Raw genomic sequence first — 20,747 nt, forward strand, 5'->3', positions numbered from 1 at the left:
ACGGACATTCGGAGGAGTACGTGCCAGAAGGTGTGACCGCGGGGATCACCCTCCTCGCCAACCGCTACGAGATCGGTGACGTCATCGGTCGTGGCGGCATGGCCACTGTGCATCTGGGCACCGACACCCGGCTCGGACGCAAGGTGGCGGTGAAGCTGCTGAAGCCCAGCCTCGCCAACGACCCGGCGTTCCGCACGCGCTTCCGGCAGGAAGCCCAGGCGGCCGCCCGCATGGCACACCCCACCATCGTCCGCGTCTACGACGCCGGCGAAGAGACCGTGACCGAGACCTCGGGCGCCGAGATGCAGGTGCCCTTCATCGTCATGGAGTACGTCGAGGGCCGTCCGCTCTCCGACATCATCGGCGAGGGCCCGGTCGCCCCGGACGAGGCCGTCCGCATCACCGAAGGCATCCTCACCGCGCTCGAGTACTCGCACCGTGCGGGCGTCGTGCACCGTGACATCAAGCCCGCGAACGTCATGGTGACGCACGCAGGGCAGGTCAAGGTCATGGACTTCGGCATCGCCCGAGCGATCACCGACACCTCGGCGACGGTCGCCCAGACGACCTCGATCCTCGGCACCGCGTCGTACTTCTCCCCGGAGCAGGCCCGCGGCGAGACCGTCGACGCCCGGACCGACGTCTACTCGACGGGCGTCGTGCTCTTCGAGCTGCTCACCGGTCGCCCGCCGTTCCTCGGTGACACCCCCGTCGCCGTCGCCTACCAGCACGTCAGCGAGCAGCCCGTCGCGCCGTCCTCCATCACGCCCGAGGTCTCTCCGGCGCTCGACGCCGTCACGCTGCACGCCCTCGTGAAGGACCGCACGCGCCGGTACCAGAACGCGGCCGAGTTCCGGACCGAACTCCAGCAGGCCGCAGCCGGCAAGGTCCCGGCATCGACGCGCAAGCTGCAGCAGCAGGCCGCCCACGACGCCTCGACGGTGCTGTTCGGTGTAAACCCCCGGACCACCTCGAACCCCGCGGTCGCCTTCCGCGAACTCGACGACGACACCGCCGAACACCGTCCGCAGCGCACCCAGAACCGCCCACCCGTGGCGTGGATCTGGGTCGGGATCATCCTGACGGCTGCGGTCATCGTCGCGGTCGTGTTCTTCGTCGCGAACCTCGGTCCGGGAAAGCCGCCGGTCACGTCCTCGGTGAGTGTGCCGAACGTCGTCGGCGCCACCTACGACTCGGCAGCCTCCGCGCTCGGCAAGAAGGACCTCGTGCCGGTCAAGGTCGAGGAGAACTCCGACGACGTCGACCGCGGATCGGTCATCCGCACCGAGCCCGGCTCCGGCACGAACGTCGCCCGCAAGCAGAACATCCGGGTGATCGTGTCGCTCGGTCCGGAACAGGTGGCCGTGCCGGACCTCGCCGGGCAGACGCAGGACGCTGCCCAGAAGGCCCTCGAGCAGGCGGGCTTCGCGGTCGGCGCGATCAACTCCGACTACTCACCCGACGTTCCCGAGGGGACGGTCATGAGCACCGACCCCGCGGCGACCTCGCAGCACACCAAGGGCACGGTCGTGAACCTGACCGTGTCGAACGGCAAGGTCGAGCTGCCGAACGTGACGCAGCAGCCGTTCTCCACGGCAAACGCGACCCTCGCCCAGCTCGGGCTCACGGTGACGCCCGCGCCGTCCTACTCGTGCATCGGCGGCACCGTGACGCAGCAGAGCGCCCCCGCCGGAGACATCGCGCAGGGCAGCACCGTGACGCTCACGTACTGCGCCGGTTCGGCGCAGCCGCCAGCGACCGACGCGCCGACGGACGGCGACAAGGGCGGCGACAGTGGCGGCGGCAACGACGATGGCGGCGACGGTCGCTGACCGGACCGCGTCCTGACGGATGCTCCCCGGCGGGCTCGCGCCACGCCTCCAGCGCGTCGTCGCACGGACCCGTCTGCCCGGAGGCGCGGCTCGGCCCCGCAGGTCCCGACCGGCCCGTAGGGCGGCCGCGCCACTGCCGCGACGTCACGCCCTGACAGCGCGGCAGTGCGCTGTCAGGCCCGGTGTGCTGCGATCAGCGGGTTCAGGGCAGCGGCACGCTCTGCCGCACCCACCAGGCCGGTGGTCTCGAGCCAGTTGCCCACCATCCGGTAGCCGCCCTCGGTGAGGACCGACTCCGGGTGGAACTGCACGCCGTACACGGGGTGCTCGCGGTGCTGCACGCCCATGATGACGCCGCCACCGGTCCGGGCCGTCACGGTGAGCTCGTCCGGCACCGTGCCGTCCACGATCGCGAGCGAGTGGTACCGCGTCGCGGTGAACGGGTGCGGGACGCCGGCGAAGAGGGGGCTGTCGTCGTGGTCGACCTGCGAGGTCTTGCCGTGCATGAGCTCTTCGGCGTGCGTGACGGTCGCACCGAGGGCCTCGGCGATGGCCTGGTGCCCGAGGCACACTCCGAGCAGGGGCGTGTCCGCCGCGATGGCCGCGTGGACGGTCTCGATGGAGACTCCGGCGTCCGCAGGGGTACCGGGTCCGGGAGACAGCAGCACTCCGTCGTACTCGGCGATGCGGTCGGCGATCTCGGATGCGGGGAAGGCGTCGTTCCGGACCACGTCGGTCTCCGCACCGAGCTGCTGGACGTAGCCGTTCAGCGTGTAGACGAAGCTGTCGTAGTTGTCGACGACGAGGATCTTGGTCATGGTCGGTTCACCGTACTCGTGGGGGATGTGTGCGGCGGGCTGAGAGGCTTCCCACACCCGCGGTCACGGTAGGATACCGGCCATGGCCAAGGACAAGGACCGCACCAAGCCCGCCCGGACGACCCGAGCCGACTCGGTCGACACCGCGGGGGACCAGCCGAACCCCGTGTGGTTCAAGCCGGTCATGTTCGGGTTCATGCTCATCGGCCTCGCCTGGGTGATCGTCTTCTACATCTCGAACACGACGCTGCCGGTCCCGTCCCTCGGCTCCTGGAACATCCTGATCGGCTTCGGCATCATGTTCGTCGGCTTCCTGATGACCACGCGCTGGCGGTAGTACCCCGGCCAGACCCTTCCGACGCCCGTCGCACCTGCATGGTGCGGCGGGCGTCGTCGTTTACCCCGGTTGTCCACAGCGATCCTGCTCATCGAGGCGCTCATCCCCAGCCCTCGCGCGCATTGTCCACAGTTCTCCACACTCTCCACACGCTCATCCACACCGCAGCCCCCGAGTTATCCACAGCCGCGTCCACAGTGGGGATAATCACACTCGTGTAACTCACGGATTTGTCCACAGCTGTGGACAACTCGGTCGTGCACATGTGGAAAGAGGGCAGGTCGTACGAATGCACGAACGCCCCGCCGCTGAGCGACGGGGCGTTCGGTGGAGTGCTGCCCGGGTGTCAGCCGATCGTCACCGCGTACCCGATGGCGGTCAGGGCGATGCCCACCACCGCAGCACCGACCAACAGAGCGATCTGCAGCGGACGCTGCCGGATGTTGCGGGTGCGGGCGAACACGAAGCCGACCACGAAGCCACCGATGATCCCGCCGACGTGCGCCTGCCACGAGATGTTCGTCCCGGGCAGGAAGCCGACGATGAGGTTGAGGCCCATGATGACGAGCAGCTGCACCGCGTTGTTGCCGAGACTGCGCTGGAGGACGAAGAACGCCGCGAACAGCCCGAAGATCGCACCGGACGCCCCGACGACCCAGGTACCGGGGGCGAGGAACGTCACGAGCATCGAACCGAAGATCCCGGTGATGAAGTAGAGCGCCAGGAACCGCCAGGCGCCGAGCATGTTCTCGAGCATGCGACCGAAGATCCACAGCGCCCACATGTTGAACAGGATGTGGAAGAGGCCGGAGTGCACGAAGAGCACCGTCACCACTCGCCACGGCTGCGAGGGCAGGAGCAACGAGTTGTAGGCGAACAGGTTCGTGAAGAACCGGCCCGAGATCTGGTCGAGCAACCAGATCACGACCGAGAGCGCGACGATCACGACCGTCGCCTTCTGGTCGAGCATGGCGAAGCGCCGCCGAGCGACCGTGAACCCGCTGGGGCCTCCGGACGCCCGACGGTTCGCCTGGAACTGCGCGCGCTGCTCGCGCACGCACTCAGGGCAGTGCACCCCGACCGCGGCCGGCGTCTGGCACTCCGGGCAGATGGTCCGCCCGCAGCGCTGGCAGAGCACGAAGCTCTGCCGGTCCGGATGCCGGTAGCAGGTGTTGTTCGGGTTGTACGCCTGATCGGTCACGTGGTGGCTCAGACGTCCTCGACGTCGATGCTCTGGATGACGACGTCCTCGAGCGGCTTGTCGCGGCCGTCGGTCGCCACACCCTCGATCGCGTCGACGACCGCGCGGGACTCGTCGTCCGCGACCTCGCCGAAGATGGTGTGCTTGCCCTGCAGCCAGGGGGTCGCCACCGTGGTGATGAAGAACTGCGAGCCGTTGGTTCCGCGGCCGCCCTGGATGCCGGCGTTGGCCATGGCGAAGATGTACGGGTTCTGGAAGGTGAGCTCCGGGTGGATCTCGTCGTCGAAGCGGTAGCCCGGACCACCGATGCCCTGACCGAGCGGGTCGCCGCCCTGGATCATGAAGTCCTTGATGATGCGGTGGAAGATGACACCGTCGTACAGCTTGTCGGTCGAGACCTTGCCGGTACCGGGGTGGGTCCACTCCTGCTTGCCCGTCGCGAGGTCGACGAAGTTCTTGACGGTCTTGGGAGCGTGGTTGCCGAACAGGTTGACGCGGATGTCGCCCTTGTTCGTGTGGATCGTTGCGACAGCGGTGTGCAGAGACATGTTCCGATTCTCGCATGTACTGCTGACGGTCAGACGGATCACACAGGTGAGGCTCCGTGACCTGTCAGGCGCTCCGGTGGCAGGATGGGGTCACGCCGTTCCGATGGAGGTACCAGATGACGACGATCGAGATCCCGCGCAAGCGCCGGAAGCAGATCAAGAAGCTCAAGGGCCAGACCGCCTCGCTCCTCGGCGAGCAGCGCAAGGTCCTCGAGCACGCGAACGCGATCCTTGCAGAGGCACGGTCCAACGCCGTGGACACCGCTCGCAAGGACATCGCCCCGCGAGTGCAGAACGCGATCGACAACGGCATCCGTCCGGCTGTCGCCACGGGTGTGCACGCTGCCACGAGCGCAGCGCAGAGTGCTTCGCACCGCTTCCAGTCCGAGGTCGTCCCCGGGCTCGTCGCGACGGCGGGCTCGGTCCTCAGCGTGGGTGACCTCGCGAAGGACCCCCGCGTCAAGAAGATCGTGAAGAACGCCCAGAAGAAGGGCAAGAAGGCCAAGAAGGCTGCGGAGAAGTACGTGCCGCACCAGAAGAAGGGCATCGGCTTCGGCGGTGTCGCGCTGATCATCGTCGGTGTCGTCGCGGTGGCAGGTGCCGCCTACGCCGCGTACCAGACGCTCCGCGCGGACGACGACCTCTGGGTCGCCGACGACGCTGACACGGCGGAGAAGCCTGCCGCCTGACCTCCCGGTTCGCACGAAGGGCCCCGGCACGCGCCGGGGCCCTTCGTCGTCCGCGGGCCAGGCGGTCCGGTGTGCCGCGAACGGGCAGAACACGTCCCGCTCGGTGCGCCGAACCGGCTGGTTGCACCCGCTCGATGGCCGCGGCCTACGGGAGGCACGGGTCAGGCCCGCCCCGCGCCTCCCGTCCGCACCGATGTGGCCGAGATCGCGACGCGCAAGGTCAGCAACCCAGGAGGACCGCGACGCAGAGGATCGCGGAGCGGCAAGCCGAAGGCGCCGACGAACACGACGACCGAGCCGGGCGGAGCGAGGAACGAGCGGAGCAGGACTCACGCCGAGGGAGTGGAGCCTAGGAGAATCGAACTCCTGACATCCTGCTTGCAAAGCAGGCGCTCTACCAACTGAGCTAAGGCCCCGAGACGTCCAGCGTACTGGAGTCAGCAGGAGATGGTGGGGCTACAAGGACTTGAACCTTGGACCTCTTCGTTATCAGCGAAGCGCTCTAACCGCCTGAGCTATAGCCCCTCAGACCAGATGAGAGCCTACCGTACCGATCCCGGAGAACGAAATCGAGCGGTCGGACCCATCCGGTCCGGGTGTGTCAGTTGTTCGTGAAGCCGACGAGCAAGCCGCCGGTGATCCGCACACTGAGGTTGTAGAGGACGCTCACGATCGCGCCGAGCACGGTGCCGACGACCACGTTGAGGATGCCCACGACGATGGAGAACCCGAGCACCTGACCCAGCGAGAACTGGTCCATGATCGAGTAGTTGTTCTGCCCGGTGACGTCCTTGAGCAGGGCGTCGATCTGGGTGAAGACACCGGTCTGGTTCAGGATGACCCACACCAGCGCGGTGGCCACGACGATCACGATCGAGCCGGCCAGGGCGATGAGGAAGCTCAACTTCACCATCGACCAGAAGTCGACGTACACCAGGCGCAGGCGCACCTGCCTGGTTCCGACGGGCCGTTTCGCCTTCTTCTGGAGCTTCTCGGCGACACTACTCATTGCTTGACTGGTCCTCTCCGGCCTCGCGGTCGGCGGGCTGGTCGTCGGCTGCTTCGGTCGGGCTGACCGTCTCCACCGGGCCCGCAGGCTCGATCTCGGCGTCGTCCTGGTCGTCCAGGTTCCGCTCGGTGTTCCGGGCCACTGCGATGATCCGGTCGTTCTCCGCGAACCTCGCGAAGACCACACCCATCGTGTCGCGACCCTTGGCGGGCACCTCGGCCACGGCAGACCTTACCACCTTGCCCGATTGCAGCACGACGAGCACCTCGTCGTCCTCGCCGACGATGAGAGCACCCACAAGGTCGCCCCGGTCGGCGGCCAGCTTGGCCACCTTGATGCCGAGACCACCACGGCCCTGCACGCGGTACTGGTCGACCGAGGTGCGCTTGGCGTAGCCGCCTTCGGTCATGACCCACACGTAGCCGTCGTCGGCGACGACCCGGGCTGCGAGCAGCGAGTCGTCGTCGCGGAAGGACATGCCCTTCACGCCGGAGGTCGATCGACCCATCGGGCGCAGCGTCTCGTTCGTCGCGGTGAAGCGCAGCGACATGCCGTGCTTCGACACGAGCAGCAGGTCATCGTGCTCGTCGACGAGGAGCGCTTGCACCAGGGTGTCGCCGTCGCGCAGGTTGATCGCGATGATGCCGCCCGTCCGGTTCGTGTCGTACTCGGTGAGCGGGGTCTTCTTCACGAGACCGTGTGCGGTGGCGAGCACGAGGTACTGGGCGGCCTCGTAGTCACGGATGTCGAGCACCTGCTGGATCTGCTCGTCCGGCTGCATGGCGAGCAGGTTCGCGACGTGCTGACCCTTGGCATCGCGGCTGGCTTCCTGCAGCTCGTAGGCCTTGGCGCGGTAGACGCGCCCCTTGTCCGTGAGGAACAGGAGCCAGTGGTGCGTCGTCGTCACGAAGAAGTGCTCGACGATGTCGTCGGCGCGCAGCTGCGCACCCTTGACCCCGCGACCGCCGCGGTGCTGCGAGCGGTAGTTGTCACTGCGGGTGCGCTTGACGTACCCGCCGCGGGTGATGGTGACGACCATCTCCTCTTCGGGGATGAGGTCCTCGATGGACATGTCGCCGTCGAAGCCGAGCAGGATCTCGCTGCGGCGGTCGTCGCCGAACCGCTCGACGATCTCCTCGAGCTCGTCGCCGATGATCGCGCGCTGGCGGGTCTCGGACCCCAGGATGTCCTGGAAGTCGGCGATCTTGCGCTCGAGTTCGTCGGCCTCGTCGTGGATCTTCTGGCGCTCGAGGGCGGCGAGACGACGGAGCTGGAGCTCGAGGATCGCGCGCGCCTGGATCTCGTCGACGGACAGCAGGTCCATCAGGCCGGTGCGGGCTTCTTCGACGTCGGGCGAACGGCGGATGAGCGCGATGACCTCGTCGAGGGCGTCCAGCGCGGCGAGGTAGCCGCGGAGGATGTGGGCGCGCTTCTCGGCCTCGCGCAGCCGGAACTGCGTCCGGCGGACGATGACGTCGATCTGGTGGTCGACCCATGCCGAGATGAACCCGTCGAGCGCGAGGGTGCGGGGCACGCCGTCCACGATCGCGAGCATGTTCGCGCCGAAGTTCTCCTGCAGCTGCGTGTGCTTGTACAGGTTGTTGAGCACGACCTTGGCGACCGCGTCACGCTTGAGCACGATGACGAGGCGCTGACCGGTACGACCCGAGGTCTCGTCGCGGATGTCGGCGATGCCCGCGAGCTTGCCGTCCTTGACGCCCTCGGCGATGCGGATCGCGAGGTTGTCGGGGTTCACCTGGTACGGCAGTTCGGTGACGACGAGGCAGGTGCGTCCCTGGATCTCCTCGACGTTGACGACCGCGCGCATCGTGATCGAGCCACGACCGGTGCGGTAGGCATCCTGGATGCCCTTCGTACCGAGGATCTGCGCGCCGGTCGGGAAGTCCGGGCCCTTGATCCGCTGCATGAGCGCACCGAGCAGCTCTTCTCGCGTGGCGTCGGGGTGTTCGAGCGCCCACTTCGCGCCGGCGGCGACCTCGCGCAGGTTGTGCGGCGGGATGTTCGTCGCCATGCCGACCGCGATGCCGACGGACCCGTTGACCAGCAGGTTCGGGAACCGCGCCGGCAGGATCGCGGGCTCCTGCGTCCGGCCGTCGTAGTTGTCCTGGAAGTCGACGGTGTCCTCGTCGATGTCCCGGACCATCTCCATGGCGAGCGGCGCCATCTTGGTCTCGGTGTACCGCGGGGCGGCGGCGCCGTCGTTGCCCGGGGAGCCGAAGTTGCCCTGACCGAGCGCGAGCGGGTACCGGAGCGACCACGGCTGCACGAGGCGGACGAGGGCGTCGTAGATCGCGCTGTCACCGTGCGGGTGGAACTGCCCCATGACGTCGCCGACGACGCGCGAGCACTTCGAGAACGCCCGGTCGGGACGGTAGCCGCCGTCGAACATCGCGTAGATCACGCGGCGGTGCACGGGCTTCAGTCCGTCACGGACCTCGGGCAGGGCGCGACCGACGATGACGCTCATCGCGTAGTCGAGGTACGAGCGCTGCATCTCGAGCTGCAGGTCGACCTGCGAGATGCGGTCACCGGAGACGACGATGTCGCCGCTGTCGCCGTGGACGATCTCGGGCTGCTCGTCGGCGCCGTTCTCGTTGTCGTCAGCCATGTGGCTTCGTTCCCTTTCTGGACAGCCTGGAGGCTGTGGTTCCGTCAGTCGCGCCGGGCGCGACCACAGGTGGTCAGGACTGGTGCGCGCGACTCACGCCGCGCCTCCAGGCCAGGATCAGATGTCCAAGAACCGGACGTCCTTCGCGTTCTGCTGGATGAACTGGCGACGGGACTCGACGTCCTCACCCATCAACGTCGCGAAGACGCTGTCCACCGCGGCGGCGTCCTCGAGCGTGACCTGCAGGAGCGTCCGGGTGTCCGGGTTCATGGTGGTGTCCCACAGCTCCTTGTAGTCCATCTCGCCGAGACCCTTGTAGCGCTGGATCCCGTTGTCCTTCGGGATCCGCTTGCCGGCGGCGAGGCCGGACTGCATCAGGGCGTCGCGTTCCCGGTCGCTGAACACATACTCGTGCGCCGAGTTCGACCACTTCAGGCGGTACAGCGGCGGCTGCGCGAGGTACACGTAGCCGCGTTCGATGAGCGGTCGCATGTAGCGGAACAGCAGGGTCAGCAGCAGGGTGGTGATGTGCTGGCCGTCGACGTCGGCATCGGCCATCAGCACGATCTTGTGGTACCGCGCCTTGTCCGGGTCGAAGTCCTCGCCGATGCCGGCACCGAACGCCGTGATCATCGACTGGATCTCCTGGTTGGCCAGGGCACGGTCGAGACGGGCCTTCTCGACGTTGAGGATCTTGCCGCGCAGCGGCAGGATCGCCTGCGTCATCGGGTTGCGGCCCTGCACGGCGGAACCGCCGGCGGAGTCACCCTCGACCATGAAGATCTCGGAGACCGTCGGGTCCTTCGACTGGCAGTCCTTGAGCTTGCCGGGCATGCCGCCCGACTCGAGCAGGCCCTTGCGACGGGTGGTCTCGCGCGCCTTGCGTGCGGCGAGGCGTGCCTGCGAGGCCTGGATCGCCTTGCGCACGACGTCGCGTGCCTGCGTCGGGTTGCTCTCGAACCAGTGGGTGAGCTCGGTCCCGACGACGCGCTGGACGAAGCCCTTCGCCTCGGTGTTGCCGAGCTTGGTCTTCGTCTGCCCTTCGAACTGCGGCTCGCCGAGCTTCACGGAGATGACGGCCGTCAACCCTTCGCGGATGTCGTCACCCGTGAGGTTGTCGTCCTTCTCCTTGAGGATCTTGGTCTCCTTCGCGTACTTGTTCACCAGGTAGGTGAGCGCCGCGCGGAAGCCCTCTTCGTGGGTGCCGCCCTCGTGGGTGTTGATGGTGTTCGCGAAAGTGTGGACGCTCTCCTGGTAGGAGGTGTTCCACTGCATCGCGACCTCGAGCGCGATCTTGCGCTCCGGGTCCTCTGCCTCGAAGCCGATGACGTCCGGGTGCACCAGGTCGGCCTTCTTCTGGGCGTTGAGGTACTCGACGTAGTCGGCGAGCCCGCGCTCGTAGAGGAAGGAGTCGTGACGCGCCTCTTCACCCTCGGCCGGGGTGCGCTCGTCCGTCAGGGTGATCCGCAGGCCCTTGTTGAGGAAGGCCATCTGCTGGAACCGCGTGCGGAGGGTCTCGTAGTCGAAGACGACCGTCTCGAAGATGTCGGCGTTCGGCCAGAAGGTGATCGTGGTGCCGTGCCCGTCGTCTTCCTCGTCCTTCGACAGGGGCGCGACCGGGACGCCGTCGGTGTAGCTCTGGCGCCACACGTGGCCCTGCTGCCGGACCTCGACGTCGAGCTCGGAGCTCAGGGCGTTGACGACCGACGAACCGACGCCGTGCAGACCACCGGACACCGCGTAGGCGCCGCCGCCGAACTTGCCGCCGGCGTGCAGGACGGTGAGGACGACCTGGACGGTCGAGACGCCCTCGGCAGCGTGGATCCCGACGGGGATGCCACGGCCGTTGTCGACCACGCGGACGCCGCCGTCTTCGCGGATGGTGACGTCGATCGTGTCGCAGTAACCCGCGAGTGCTTCGTCGACCGAGTTGTCGACGATCTCCTGCACGAGGTGGTGCAGCCCGCGGGGACCCGTCGACCCGATGTACATGCCCGGACGCTTCCGGACGGCTTCGAGTCCCTCGAGCACCTGGATCTGGTCTGCGCCGTACTGGGGTTCGCTCTGCGGGGTCGCCTCGCCGGACGAGTTCTGTCGGTCGTCGTCAGATCCGGATGTCATTCGAAGGTGCTCCTGCCTGCGCGCGGAACACCCGCGCACTGCACCTCCCAGTCTACCGCAGGACCCCCTCGTCCGAGGGCGGATTCCGCCCGTGGACGGCCTTATTTCGTCCTCCCGGACGATTTCGTTGGCTCACCCGTAAGTGTCGCGAGGACCACGCCCCTGAACCGTCCTGGGACCGCGTTTCCAGGTGGGGGCGTCGGGGCCGGAAACCCGGATCGACTGCACCCCGGCCTCGGGGTGCCGCTCGGCGATGGTCGTCGTCACGGTGCTGCGCATGAGTCGGAGCTGTGTGGCCCAGGCCGTCGAGTCGCACCGGATGACGAGCGCGCCGTCGTCGATGGTCATGGGTCGCGAGTGCTTCGCCAGCTCCTCGCCGACGACGGCCGGCCAGTCCACGAACAGCTCCGACCGGGCGAGCGGCTCGGTCCAGCCGAGTTCCTGCGCGAGCGAGCCGACGATGTCGCCCAGTCCGGCCGGCTCCCGACCGCGGCCGTACGGCACCGAATCCGGGTCGAGTCCCTTCATCCGGCGTCGACGCGCGTCGACGCCGCGTTTCGAGGGGTCGCCGAAGACGGCGCGGAGGTGGCGGTAGACCCGCGAGGGCTCGGTGGGTCTCGACGGCCTCGGCATCAGACGCCTGCCTCGGCCGGGCGGTCTTCCGTGTCCTCGGCCGGACTGGAGGCGCGGCTCGACTCCGCCTCGTCGGTCACGATCGTGCCCGCCTCGATCCGGACCGTGTGCGCGGCCAGCTGGGCGGGCACGTCGCCGAACACCGCCGCGGTGATGAGTACCTGCTCGTAGTCGGCGACCGCCGCGGCGAGCCGCTCGCGCCGGGACTCGTCGAGTTCGGCGAACACGTCGTCGAGGATGATGATCGGGTCCCCGAGACTCGACTCCGCTCGGAGGATCGACGCACTGGCCAGCTGCACGGCGAGCGCGAACGACCACGATTCCCCGTGGCTCGCGTAGCCGCGGGCTGGTAACCCGTTCAGCTGGAAGAGTACGTCGTCACGGTGGGGCCCGACGAGGGTCAGTCCCCGGTCGAGCTCGTCGCGCCGACGGCGTTCCAGAGCGGCCCGGAACGCGTCGGCGGCTGCCGCGACGGTGACCGGCTCGTCCGGGGTCCCGAGGACGGGGTCGGTCGCGGCCGCGTCCTCCGGATCGCCGCCGCGGACGCTCAGGACACCGGCGATCGACGCTTCGTGCCGCTCGCCGGCGACGGTCGCGTACGCCTCCGCCACGAACGGCGCGAGTCGCCGGGTCAGGTGGTCGCGCGCGGCGATGATCTCGGAGCCGAACTGCACGAGCCGGTCGTCCCAGACGTCGAGCGTCGCGAGCGAACCGGCCTTCGCACCGGTCGCCCGTGCCGACTTCAACAGGGTGTTGCGCTGCCGGAGCGTCCGGTCGTAGTCGGCGAGGACCCCCTGCATGCGCGGAGCGATCTGGCCGAGGAGCTCGTCGAGCATCCGGCGTCGGCCGGCGGGCTCGCCGCGGACGAGCGCGAGGTCCTCCGGGGCGAACAGGACGCTCGTGCAGTAGCGCGGGAGTTCCCGGGGCTTGATCGCCGCTCGGTTCACCTGGGCCCGGTTCGATCCGGTGCGGTTGATCTGCACCTCGGCGAGGATGCTGCGGTCCTCGTGCGCGAGCCTGGCGCGGACGATCGCGGCGTCGCAACCCTGTCGGACGAGCGCCGCGTCGGTCGGGACACGGTGCGAGCCGAGGGTCGACAGGTACCCGATGGCCTCGACGAGGTTCGTCTTGCCCTGGCCGTTCCGGCCGACGAACAGGTTCGGCCCGCGTGCGAGGTCGACCTCCGCCTCCCGGTAGTTCCGGAAGTCGGTGAGTTGCAGGTGGTCGACGTGCACGCGGGCCGAGACGAGCTCAGGTGGTTACCTGAGTCACGCCTTCTTGACGGCGTGGCCGCCGAACTGGTTGCGGAGCGCCGCGACGGCCTTCATCGTCGGGGACTCGCTGCCCTGACGCGAGACGAAGCGGGCGAACATCGCGGCCGAGAGCGCGGGCATCGGCACCGCGAGCTCGATCGCCTCTTCGAGGGTCCAACGGCCCTCGCCCGAGTCGTCGACGTAGCCCTCGAGCTCGTCGAGCTTCGGGTCCTCGTTGATCGCGAGCACGAGCAGGTCGAGCAGCCAGGAGCGCACGACGGTTCCACGCTGCCAGCCGGCGAACACGGCCGGGACGTCGTGGATGATGTCCTTCGCCTCGAGGAGCTCGTAGCCCTCGCCGTAGGCCTGCATGATCGCGTACTCGATGCCGTTGTGGACCATCTTGGCGTAGTGGCCAGCGCCGACGCCGCCGGCGTGCGAGAAGCCCTCTTCGCGCGGGCCCTCGGGACGGAGCGCGTCGAAGACGGGCATGGCGAACTCGACGTCCTCGGGGGCGCCGCCGACCATGAGGCCGTAGCCGTTGTCCTTGCCCCAGACGCCACCGGAGACGCCGGCGTCCATGTAGCGGATGCCCTTGGCGTCGAGCTGCTTGGCGTGCACCTCGTCGTCGAGCCACTTCGAGTTGCCGCCGTCGATGACGAGGTCGCCGGGGCTGAGCACCTCTGCGAGGTCCGTGATGACGTCGTCGGTGATCTTGCCGTGCGGGACCATGACCCACACGAGCTTCTTGCCCTCGGGGAGCGCCGCGGCGAGGGCGCCGAGGTCGGCGACGTCCGAGACGGCGGGGTTCGCGTCGTAGCCGGTGACCTCGATGCCTGCGTTGCGGAGACGGGCACGCATGTTGTTGCCCATGCGACCGAGGCCGACAAGACCGATGTGCATGATTTCCTCTTCTTGTTCGTCGTCGCGCTGATGCAGGTGTGGCGCGTCAGCGCAGTGGTACGGCTGTTGCGCTTACCGCAGCAGGAGATTGGGCTGCAGCAGGTACCGGTATCCGTCCGCCGCCGGGGCCTCTTGCGAGGTCTGGCCGGTGATGAGCACCGGACCCGGCTTGTTGGGGTTCTCCGTCTTGGTGAAGGAGATCCGGACGAACTCGGAGTGCACCGCGTTCAACCCGTCCAGGAGGAAGGCGGGCTTCAACGAGACCACCGTTTCCTCACCGGTCAGCAACGCACTGATCGACTCTGACGCCTGCGCTTGTTCGGAACCGATCGCTTCGAGCGTGAGCCCGTCGACCGTGAAGGAGAACCGGAGGGCGGCTTCGCGCTCCAGGACGAGGGAGACCCGTCGGACCGCCTCGACCAGTTCCGCGGTGTTGATCACCGCGTGGTCCTGGACGGTCTCGGGGAAGAGCCGGCGCACCGGCGGGTAGTTGCCCTTGATGAGCAGCGACGTGACGGTCTTGTCGTCGGCGTGGAACGCGATGAGCTCGCGATCGGACGAACCGCTGATCGACACCGAGACCGTGGACGCCGAGCCGAACGTGCGGCCGACCTCCTGCAGGGTGCGGGCCGGCACGAGCGCGTGCATCGGTTCCGAACCCACGCGGCCGGAGTCCCACGCGATCGTGCGGACGGCGACGCGGTAGCGGTCGGTCGCGATGAGCGAGAGGTCGTTGTCGCCGACCTCGAGCTGGACGCCGGTGATCACCGGGGTGACGTCGTCACGGCTGGCGGCGACGGCGACCTGGGACACGGCTTCGGAGAAGGAGTCCCCGGGGATGACACCGGTCTGCTCGCCGATCTCGGGGAGGGTCGGGTACTCCTCGACCGGCATGGACAGCAGCGTGAAGTGCGCCGAACCGCAGGTGACCGAGATCTTCGTGTCCTCGGTGGTGAACGTGACGGGAGCGTTCGGCAGTCGGCTCGCGATGTCGTTGAGGAGTCGCCCGGAGACCAGCACCGTGCCGGGATCGTCGATCTGCGCGGCGATGGACGTCTGTGCCGAGACCTCGTAGTCGAACGACGAGAGCGTGAGCCGATCGCCGTCGGCGTGGATCAGGACGCCCGAGAGGATCGGGAGGGTCGTGCGCTGTGGGAGGAGCTTCACCGCGAAGGAGACGGCTTCGGAGAAGACGTCCCGGTTGACCTCGAACTTCACAGCTGGAACCCCTGTCGATCGGTTGGACTGTCCGGCCGCCCCATTGTGGCACAGCCCGGCGAGGCCCGGATTTCTTGTCATCCCGCCGTCCACAAGGTTGGCCCGCGGAGATCAATCGTTGACAAGGAGTAATCGTGTTAACGCCTGTGCACACTGTGGATAACCCTGTTGATGCCGCTTGTCCACAGGGAACTACACACGTGTGAGTTGTGAGTGGTGTGTGGGCGGCGTCTGGATGAATGAATCTCATCTATCCACTTCCATCCCCAGTGTCCACAGGTGCCCCTGTCGCTGTGAACAACCGACCGGCGTGTCCTCCACAGTTATCCACAGGCTTTCCACACTGTGTGAAGTCCGGCGCATGGAACCGTCTCAGATGGTGGATGCGCGCGGAAGCAGGCCGATCCGGCGGTCGTCAGTCGCGCCTCCAGGCCCGTACCAGAAGTGCGCAGCGCGACGCGACGCGGCGTGCGTCAGCGGTAGCGGCGGTCCTGCTTGATGCGGCTGGTCAGCTCGGTGACCTGGTTGTAGATCGAGCGTCGCTCCTTCATGAGCTCCGCGATCTTCTTGTTGGCGTACATGACCGTGGTGTGGTCGCGGTTGCCGAAGAGCTGTCCGATCTTCGGCAACGACAGGCTCGTCATCTCGCGGCAGAGGTACATCGCGATCTGGCGGGCGGTGGCGATCGCCTGCGAGCGGGAGGACCCGTAGAGGTCGTCGACGGAGAGCTTGAAGTACTCCGCGGTGTGGTTGATGATGTCCGTCGGCGCGATCACGTTGTCGTCGTCGAGCGTGATGAGGTCCTTGAGGACCGTCTGCACCAGGGCCATGTCGACGGCCGTCCGGTTGAGGCTCGCGAACGCCGTGACGCGGATGAGGGTGCCCTCGAGCTCGCGGATGTTGCTCGACACCTTCGAGGCGATGAACTCGAGGATGTCGTCCGGCACCTGCAGGTGGTCCGACTGCGCCTTCTTGCGGAGGATCGCGATGCGGGTCTCGAGGTCCGGTGCCTGGACGTCGGTGATGAGGCCCCACTCGAAGCGGGAGCGCATCCGGTCCTCGAACCCGGTGAGGTGCTTCGGTGCGACGTCCGACGTGATGACGACCTGCTTGTTGTGGTCGTGCAGCGTGTTGAACGTGTGGAAGAACGCCTCTTGCGTGGAGTCCTTGCCCTGCAGGAACTGGATGTCGTCGATCAGCAGGATGTCGATGTCGCGGTAGCGCTGCTGGAACTGGTTCGACCGGTTGTTCGCGATCGAGTTGATGAAGTCGTTCGTGAACTCCTCGCTGGACACGTACCGCACCCGGATCCCCGGGTAGAGGCTCTCGGCGTAGTGGCCGATCGCGTGCAGGAGGTGGGTCTTGCCGAGACCGGAGTCGCCGTAGATGAAGAGCGGGTTGTAGGCCTTGGCCGGGGCCTCGGCCACCGCGACCGCGGCTGCGTGGGCGAAGCGGTTCGACGATCCGATGACGAAGTTGTCGAAGTTGTACTTGGGGTTGAGCCGGGACTCGGGTCGACCGCTGGTCCCCGGGGAGTCGATCTGGGCCGGGACGAATGGTGCCTCGATGTACTGGCGGGGGGCCGCGCTCTGCTCGACGGCTCCCTGCACCGGCTCGGCGTACTCGGGGACGTTGCTCGTGACCTGCGCGTCGACCCGCGGCTCCGACGCCATGTCCGGGTTCACCGTGATGGCGAAGTTCGCGACCGTGTCGTCGCCGATGCGGGAGACGGCCTCGGTGATCGGGATGCGGATGCGTTGCTCGAGCATGCCGCGGGTGAGGTCGTTCGGGACCTCGAGGTAGAGGGTGCCCGCGAGCACGCCCTTCGGCTCGACGAGGTTGAGGAAGCCGTGCAGCTGCGGGGTGATGCGGTCGTCCTCCGAGAGGAGTCCGAGGACGGATGACCAGAGGTCCTCGACGGGGTCGGCCGGCATCGTCATGTCGCGCTCGTCTCCTCGTGTCGTGTCGTGCTCGTCGCCCGTGCTCGTCTGCGCCGGGTCCGCCGTCGCCGGTGGTGCCGGCGCAGCGTCGACCGCCGGAAGGTCCTGGCGGGTCGTCGTGTGTCCGGGGGCATCCTCGACGGCCCGGGCGCGTGTCGCCCCGCATGGTGGTCCACAGGGTTGTCCACAGTCTTGTCCACGACGGCCGCGAGCCGCACGATGAGGAGAGTCCCCCGTCGTACCGGGCCGCTGGCCGGTCGATCACCCCACTGTAAGGGAATCGAGCGCGTCGTACCGAACGCACGTTTTCCCCAATGTGGATAATGAACGTGCGCAGGGCCCCGACGCTCGGGTCGACGACGGCGTTTGACCTGCTCGCCGCTGTCACGTACCGTTAACCAGTTGACTGCGGCCGTTCGGTCGCGCCCATCTGCGTCGTTCGGCACCGAGCGACGACACATACGTGACGGCTCGCCGCGAGCAGCCGTGTGGAGAACATCATGAGCAAGCGCACCTTCCAGCCGAACAACCGTCGCCGCGCCAAGAAGCACGGCTTCCGCGCCCGCATGCGCACCCGTGCCGGCCGCGCCATCCTGGCCGCGCGTCGCGCCAAGGGCCGCACCGAGCTCAGCGCCTGATCAGGCTCCCCGCCTGATCTCGTCCTCCGGTACCGACTCGTGTTGGCACGCGCCAACCGGATCGTCCGTGGTGACGACTACCGGTCCGTCGTGCGTCGTGGTCGCAGAAGCGCCACGGCGCACGCCGTCGTATCGGTGGTCCGTCGCACGTCGGACGACCCCACGAGCGGCACCGGTCCGACGCGGTTCGGGTTCATCGTCGCGAAGACGGTCGGCAACGCCGTGACCCGGAACCTGGTGAGGCGTCGTCTCAAGGCCATCGCGCACGGGCTGCTCGAGGACATCCCCGTCGGCTACGACGTGGTGGTCCGCGCACTGCCAGCCGCCGCGCAGGCCGGATGGCCTACCCTGCTCGAAGACGTCTCGCGCTCCTGTGCGCGTGGTGTGGAGAAGGCAGCATGAACCGCAACCTGTGGACCCGGCTCGCCTGGGCCGTCGCGTTGCTCCCGCGCAACGTGTGCGTCGTCGTGCTGCGCGCGTACCGTGCCGTGATCTCACCGCTCTACGGCAACGTCTGCCGCTACCACCCCTCGTGTTCCCGGTACGCGCTCGAGGCGATCCAGCAGTACGGCGTCGTCCGCGGATCGGCCATGGGCGCGTGGCGCATCGCACGGTGCAACCCCTGGGCCGCCGGGGGCATCGACGACGTCCGTGCTCGGCGTCGCCCCTACGACGTCAACCGGTTCGGGTTCGTGCTCGCACCGACCCAGCCGCAGCCCACGGGTGGCCCCACCCTGCCGGTCCTGCTCCCCCAGCGCACTCGAAAGGCGTGACAGTCCCCATGGACCTCGGATTCATCGGAACGATCCTCTGGCCGCTCAAGTGGGTGGTCTCGGCCATCCTCGTGGGCTTCCACTGGATCTTCGAGAGCATCGGCATGGACCCCGGAGCGGGCATCACCTGGGTGCTCTCCATCATCTTCCTGACCTTCGTGGTGCGCGCCGCGCTCATCCCGATCTTCGTGCGGCAGATCAAGTCGCAGCGCCGCATGCTCGAGGTGGCGCCGCAGCTCAAGAAGATCCAAGAGAAGTACAAGGGCAAGAAGGACCAGTTCTCGCGTGAGGCCATGAGCCGCGAGACCATGGCGCTCTACAAGGAGACCGGGACGAACCCGCTGAGCTCCTGCCTGCCGCTGCTGATCCAGATGCCGATCTTCTTCTCGCTGTACTCGGTGCTGCACGAGGCGCAGATCAACAAGACCGGCATCGGCCTGCTCACGAACGACCTCGCCGCGTCGTTCGGCAACGCGTCGCTCTTCGGCGCTCCCCTGCACGAGACCTTCACGAACGCCTCCGGGTGGGAGGTCCGCGTCATCGCCGGCGTGATGATCGTCGTGATGACCGCGTCGCAGTTCATCACTCAGCTGCAGCTCGTGGCGAAGAACATGTCGCCGGAGACCAAGGAGTCTCCGATGTACCGCCAGCAGAAGATGATGCTGTACATCCTCCCGCTGGTCTTCGTCATCTCCGGTCTCTCGTTCCCCCTCGGCGTCATGTTCTACTGGCTCGCCTCGAACGTGTGGACGATGGCGCAGCAGTACTTCGTCATCCGCAGCATGCCGACCCCCGGTTCCGAGGCCGCGCTCGCTCGTGAGGCACGCCTCGCGAAGAAGGCGCAGCGCCGTGGAACCGCGACCCCGGTCCTCGCCGAGGCGGGCGCCGGTGCCGGTGCCGCCGAGATCGAGGCCGTCCGCGTGACGACCCAGCGGCAGCAGCCGGTCGGCAAGAACCGTGCCAAGAAGAACGGGAAGAAGTAAGTGACCGAGCAGGACACCGCGGCCGCCGTGGACACCACCGTCGACACCGCGACCTTGGACGACGACGCCCGCGACGAAGCCGACATCGCGGCGGACTACATCGAGGAACTCCTCGACATCTGCGACCTCGACGGGGACATCGAGATCGAGGAGCGCGCCGGTCGCGTGTACCTGTCGGTCACCGACGAGGGTGACGCGTTGCGGGTGCTGTCGAAGCCCGACACCGTCTCGGCCCTGCAGGAGCTCACCCGCATCGCCGTGCAGGCGGAGACCGGCGAGTTCAGCCGGCTGATCCTCGACGTCGGCGGCTCGCGCGATGCTCGTGCCTCCGAGCTGCAGCGGCTCGTCGACACGGCCGTCGAGCGCATCGAGGCGGGTTCGGCGTCTGCCGCCCTTCCCCCGATGTCCTCGTACGAGCGCAAGCTGGTCCACGATCTGGTCGCCGAGAAGGGCTTCCACTCGGAGTCCGAGGGCGAGGGTCGAGACCGTCACACGGTCGTCACCCGATGACCGAGACGGCGCCCGTCCTCGAGACGGAGCCGGCGGCTGCCGCGACGCTCTTCGGTGATCGCCTGGACCTTGCGCGCTCGTTCACGAACGAGTTGGCTCGGCGCGGCGAGGAGCTGGGCCTGATCGGGCCGCTCGAGCTGCCGCGCCTGTGGACTCGACACATCCTCAACTCTGCGGTCGTCGCTCCACTCCTGGAGGAACGGGGCCGGGTCGCCGACGTCGGTTCCGGTGCCGGACTCCCCGGTCTGGTTCTGGCCATCGCCCGCCCGGACGCGCACCTCACGCTCATCGAACCGATGGAGCGGCGGGTGGATTGGCTCACGTCAGAGGCTGCACGCCTCGGGCTCGACAACGTCGAAGTCGTCCGCGCGCGAGCTGAGGACGTCGCCGACGACATCGTGGTCGACCAGGTGACTGCTCGGGCCGTGAGCGCGTTGACGAAGCTCATCCCGCTCACCGTGCCGCTGGTCCGATCCGGCGGGCAGCTCATCCTCATGAAAGGCGCTCGCGTCGAGGACGAGATGGAGAAGGCCCGGAAGGTCATCCTCCGCAAGCGCCTCACCGATGTCGAGGTGCTCGAGCTCGGAGTCGGTGTGGTCGAGGAGACCACGCGCGTCTTCCGGGCTACAGTTGACTGACGCTGCGGCTCGGGCCGGTTCGACCGGCCGCCAGTGGCTCCGCGTTCCACGTGAAACACCGAACCGGGGAAGAG

General features: G+C 67.8%; 20 protein-coding genes and 2 tRNA genes. 9 read left to right on the top strand and 13 right to left on the bottom strand.

All coding sequences use genetic code 11. The annotated features are described in order from the left end of the window. Window positions 1-20 precede the first annotated feature (20 nt). Complete coding sequence (gene pknB / locus Q7F20_RS01575; RefSeq protein WP_305738361.1) at window positions 21-1,832, top strand: Stk1 family PASTA domain-containing Ser/Thr kinase; 1,812 nt, start codon at window positions 21-23, stop codon at window positions 1,830-1,832. Between the two features lie 173 nt (window positions 1,833-2,005). Here pknB and Q7F20_RS01580 read toward each other — a convergent pair whose 3' ends face one another. After that, window positions 2,006-2,650, bottom strand: a complete 645-nt coding sequence (locus tag Q7F20_RS01580) for an aminodeoxychorismate/anthranilate synthase component II (protein WP_305738362.1) — start codon at window positions 2,648-2,650, stop codon at window positions 2,006-2,008. 82 nt (window positions 2,651-2,732) lie between these two features. Between Q7F20_RS01580 and Q7F20_RS01585 the strand changes: the two genes are divergently transcribed. Then, window positions 2,733-2,987 (top strand): cell division protein CrgA, encoded by a 255-nt coding sequence (locus Q7F20_RS01585; protein ID WP_070417459.1) that lies wholly within the window; start codon window positions 2,733-2,735, stop codon window positions 2,985-2,987. A gap of 346 nt (window positions 2,988-3,333) precedes the next feature. Here Q7F20_RS01585 and Q7F20_RS01590 read toward each other — a convergent pair whose 3' ends face one another. Together Q7F20_RS01590 and Q7F20_RS01595 are read right to left on the bottom strand one after the other, a co-directional pair. Next, window positions 3,334-4,188 (bottom strand): rhomboid family intramembrane serine protease, encoded by an 855-nt coding sequence (locus Q7F20_RS01590; protein WP_305738363.1) that lies wholly within the window; start codon window positions 4,186-4,188, stop codon window positions 3,334-3,336. 8 nt (window positions 4,189-4,196) lie between these two features. Beyond that, window positions 4,197-4,736 carry a peptidylprolyl isomerase gene (locus Q7F20_RS01595; RefSeq protein ID WP_305738364.1) on the bottom strand — a complete coding sequence of 180 codons (540 nt, stop codon included), beginning with the start codon at window positions 4,734-4,736 and terminating at the stop codon, window positions 4,197-4,199. A gap of 116 nt (window positions 4,737-4,852) precedes the next feature. Here Q7F20_RS01595 and Q7F20_RS01600 point away from each other — a divergent pair, with 116 nt between their 5' ends. Beyond that, on the top strand, window positions 4,853-5,425 hold the full coding sequence (locus Q7F20_RS01600) for a DNA helicase (protein ID WP_305738365.1): 573 nt from the start codon (window positions 4,853-4,855) through the stop codon (window positions 5,423-5,425). Between the two features lie 343 nt (window positions 5,426-5,768). Here the strand turns inward: Q7F20_RS01600 and Q7F20_RS01605 are convergent. The 10 genes from Q7F20_RS01605 to dnaA form a co-directional block, all read right to left on the bottom strand. Next, a tRNA-Ala gene (locus tag Q7F20_RS01605) sits at window positions 5,769-5,841 on the bottom strand. A 32-nt stretch (window positions 5,842-5,873) separates the two neighbouring features. Continuing rightward, a tRNA-Ile gene (locus Q7F20_RS01610) sits at window positions 5,874-5,950 on the bottom strand. A 76-nt stretch (window positions 5,951-6,026) separates the two neighbouring features. Beyond that, window positions 6,027-6,434, bottom strand: a complete 408-nt coding sequence (locus tag Q7F20_RS01615; protein WP_070417462.1) for a DUF3566 domain-containing protein — start codon at window positions 6,432-6,434, stop codon at window positions 6,027-6,029. Continuing rightward, window positions 6,427-9,063, bottom strand: a complete 2,637-nt coding sequence (gene gyrA, locus Q7F20_RS01620) for a DNA gyrase subunit A (RefSeq protein WP_305738366.1) — start codon at window positions 9,061-9,063, stop codon at window positions 6,427-6,429. Before gyrA ends, Q7F20_RS01615 begins: the two co-directional genes overlap by 8 nt. 117 nt (window positions 9,064-9,180) lie before the next feature. Next, window positions 9,181-11,184 carry a DNA topoisomerase (ATP-hydrolyzing) subunit B gene (gene gyrB, locus Q7F20_RS01625; RefSeq protein ID WP_305738367.1) on the bottom strand — a complete coding sequence of 668 codons (2,004 nt, stop codon included), beginning with the start codon at window positions 11,182-11,184 and terminating at the stop codon, window positions 9,181-9,183. A 132-nt stretch (window positions 11,185-11,316) separates the two neighbouring features. Next, a complete protein-coding gene (locus Q7F20_RS01630; protein WP_305738368.1) occupies window positions 11,317-11,817 on the bottom strand; it encodes a DUF721 domain-containing protein in 501 nt (166 codons plus the stop codon). Then, on the bottom strand, window positions 11,817-13,052 hold the full coding sequence (gene recF / locus Q7F20_RS01635) for a DNA replication/repair protein RecF (protein ID WP_305738369.1): 1,236 nt from the start codon (window positions 13,050-13,052) through the stop codon (window positions 11,817-11,819). Before recF ends, Q7F20_RS01630 begins: the two co-directional genes overlap by 1 nt. 33 nt (window positions 13,053-13,085) lie before the next feature. Beyond that, complete coding sequence (gene gnd, locus Q7F20_RS01640) at window positions 13,086-13,973, bottom strand: phosphogluconate dehydrogenase (NAD(+)-dependent, decarboxylating) (RefSeq protein ID WP_305738370.1); 888 nt, start codon at window positions 13,971-13,973, stop codon at window positions 13,086-13,088. 72 nt (window positions 13,974-14,045) lie between these two features. Continuing rightward, a complete protein-coding gene (dnaN, locus tag Q7F20_RS01645) occupies window positions 14,046-15,191 on the bottom strand; it encodes a DNA polymerase III subunit beta (RefSeq protein ID WP_305738371.1) in 1,146 nt (381 codons plus the stop codon). 473 nt (window positions 15,192-15,664) lie between these two features. Further along, window positions 15,665-17,131: a chromosomal replication initiator protein DnaA gene (gene dnaA / locus Q7F20_RS01650; RefSeq protein ID WP_370871599.1), complete on the bottom strand. Its 1,467-nt coding sequence runs from the start codon at window positions 17,129-17,131 to the stop codon at window positions 15,665-15,667. 500 nt (window positions 17,132-17,631) lie between these two features. Between dnaA and rpmH the strand changes: the two genes are divergently transcribed. Genes rpmH through rsmG form a run of 6 tightly spaced genes read left to right on the top strand, consistent with a single transcriptional unit; the run spans window position 17,632 to window position 20,673 of the window. After that, window positions 17,632-17,769 (top strand): 50S ribosomal protein L34, encoded by a 138-nt coding sequence (gene rpmH, locus Q7F20_RS01655; protein ID WP_058724833.1) that lies wholly within the window; start codon window positions 17,632-17,634, stop codon window positions 17,767-17,769. Between the two features lie 39 nt (window positions 17,770-17,808). Further along, the gene (gene rnpA, locus Q7F20_RS01660; RefSeq protein WP_305738372.1) at window positions 17,809-18,171 is read left to right on the top strand and encodes a ribonuclease P protein component; all 363 of its coding nucleotides are present in this window, start codon (window positions 17,809-17,811) and stop codon (window positions 18,169-18,171) included. Next, window positions 18,168-18,542 (top strand): membrane protein insertion efficiency factor YidD, encoded by a 375-nt coding sequence (yidD, locus tag Q7F20_RS01665; RefSeq protein ID WP_305738373.1) that lies wholly within the window; start codon window positions 18,168-18,170, stop codon window positions 18,540-18,542. Before rnpA ends, yidD begins: the two co-directional genes overlap by 4 nt. 8 nt (window positions 18,543-18,550) lie before the next feature. Beyond that, complete coding sequence (gene yidC, locus Q7F20_RS01670) at window positions 18,551-19,525, top strand: membrane protein insertase YidC (RefSeq protein WP_305738374.1); 975 nt, start codon at window positions 18,551-18,553, stop codon at window positions 19,523-19,525. Next, the gene (locus Q7F20_RS01675; protein WP_370871600.1) at window positions 19,526-20,035 is read left to right on the top strand and encodes a protein jag; all 510 of its coding nucleotides are present in this window, start codon (window positions 19,526-19,528) and stop codon (window positions 20,033-20,035) included. Then, entirely contained in the window at window positions 20,032-20,673 is a 642-nt protein-coding gene (gene rsmG, locus Q7F20_RS01680) for a 16S rRNA (guanine(527)-N(7))-methyltransferase RsmG (protein ID WP_305738375.1), read from the top strand. The genes Q7F20_RS01675 and rsmG overlap by 4 nt, the downstream gene beginning before the upstream one ends. Window positions 20,674-20,747 lie beyond the last annotated feature (74 nt).

This window comes from Curtobacterium sp. A7_M15 (assembly GCF_030705415.1).
Lineage (GTDB): Bacteria > Actinomycetota > Actinomycetes > Actinomycetales > Microbacteriaceae > Curtobacterium.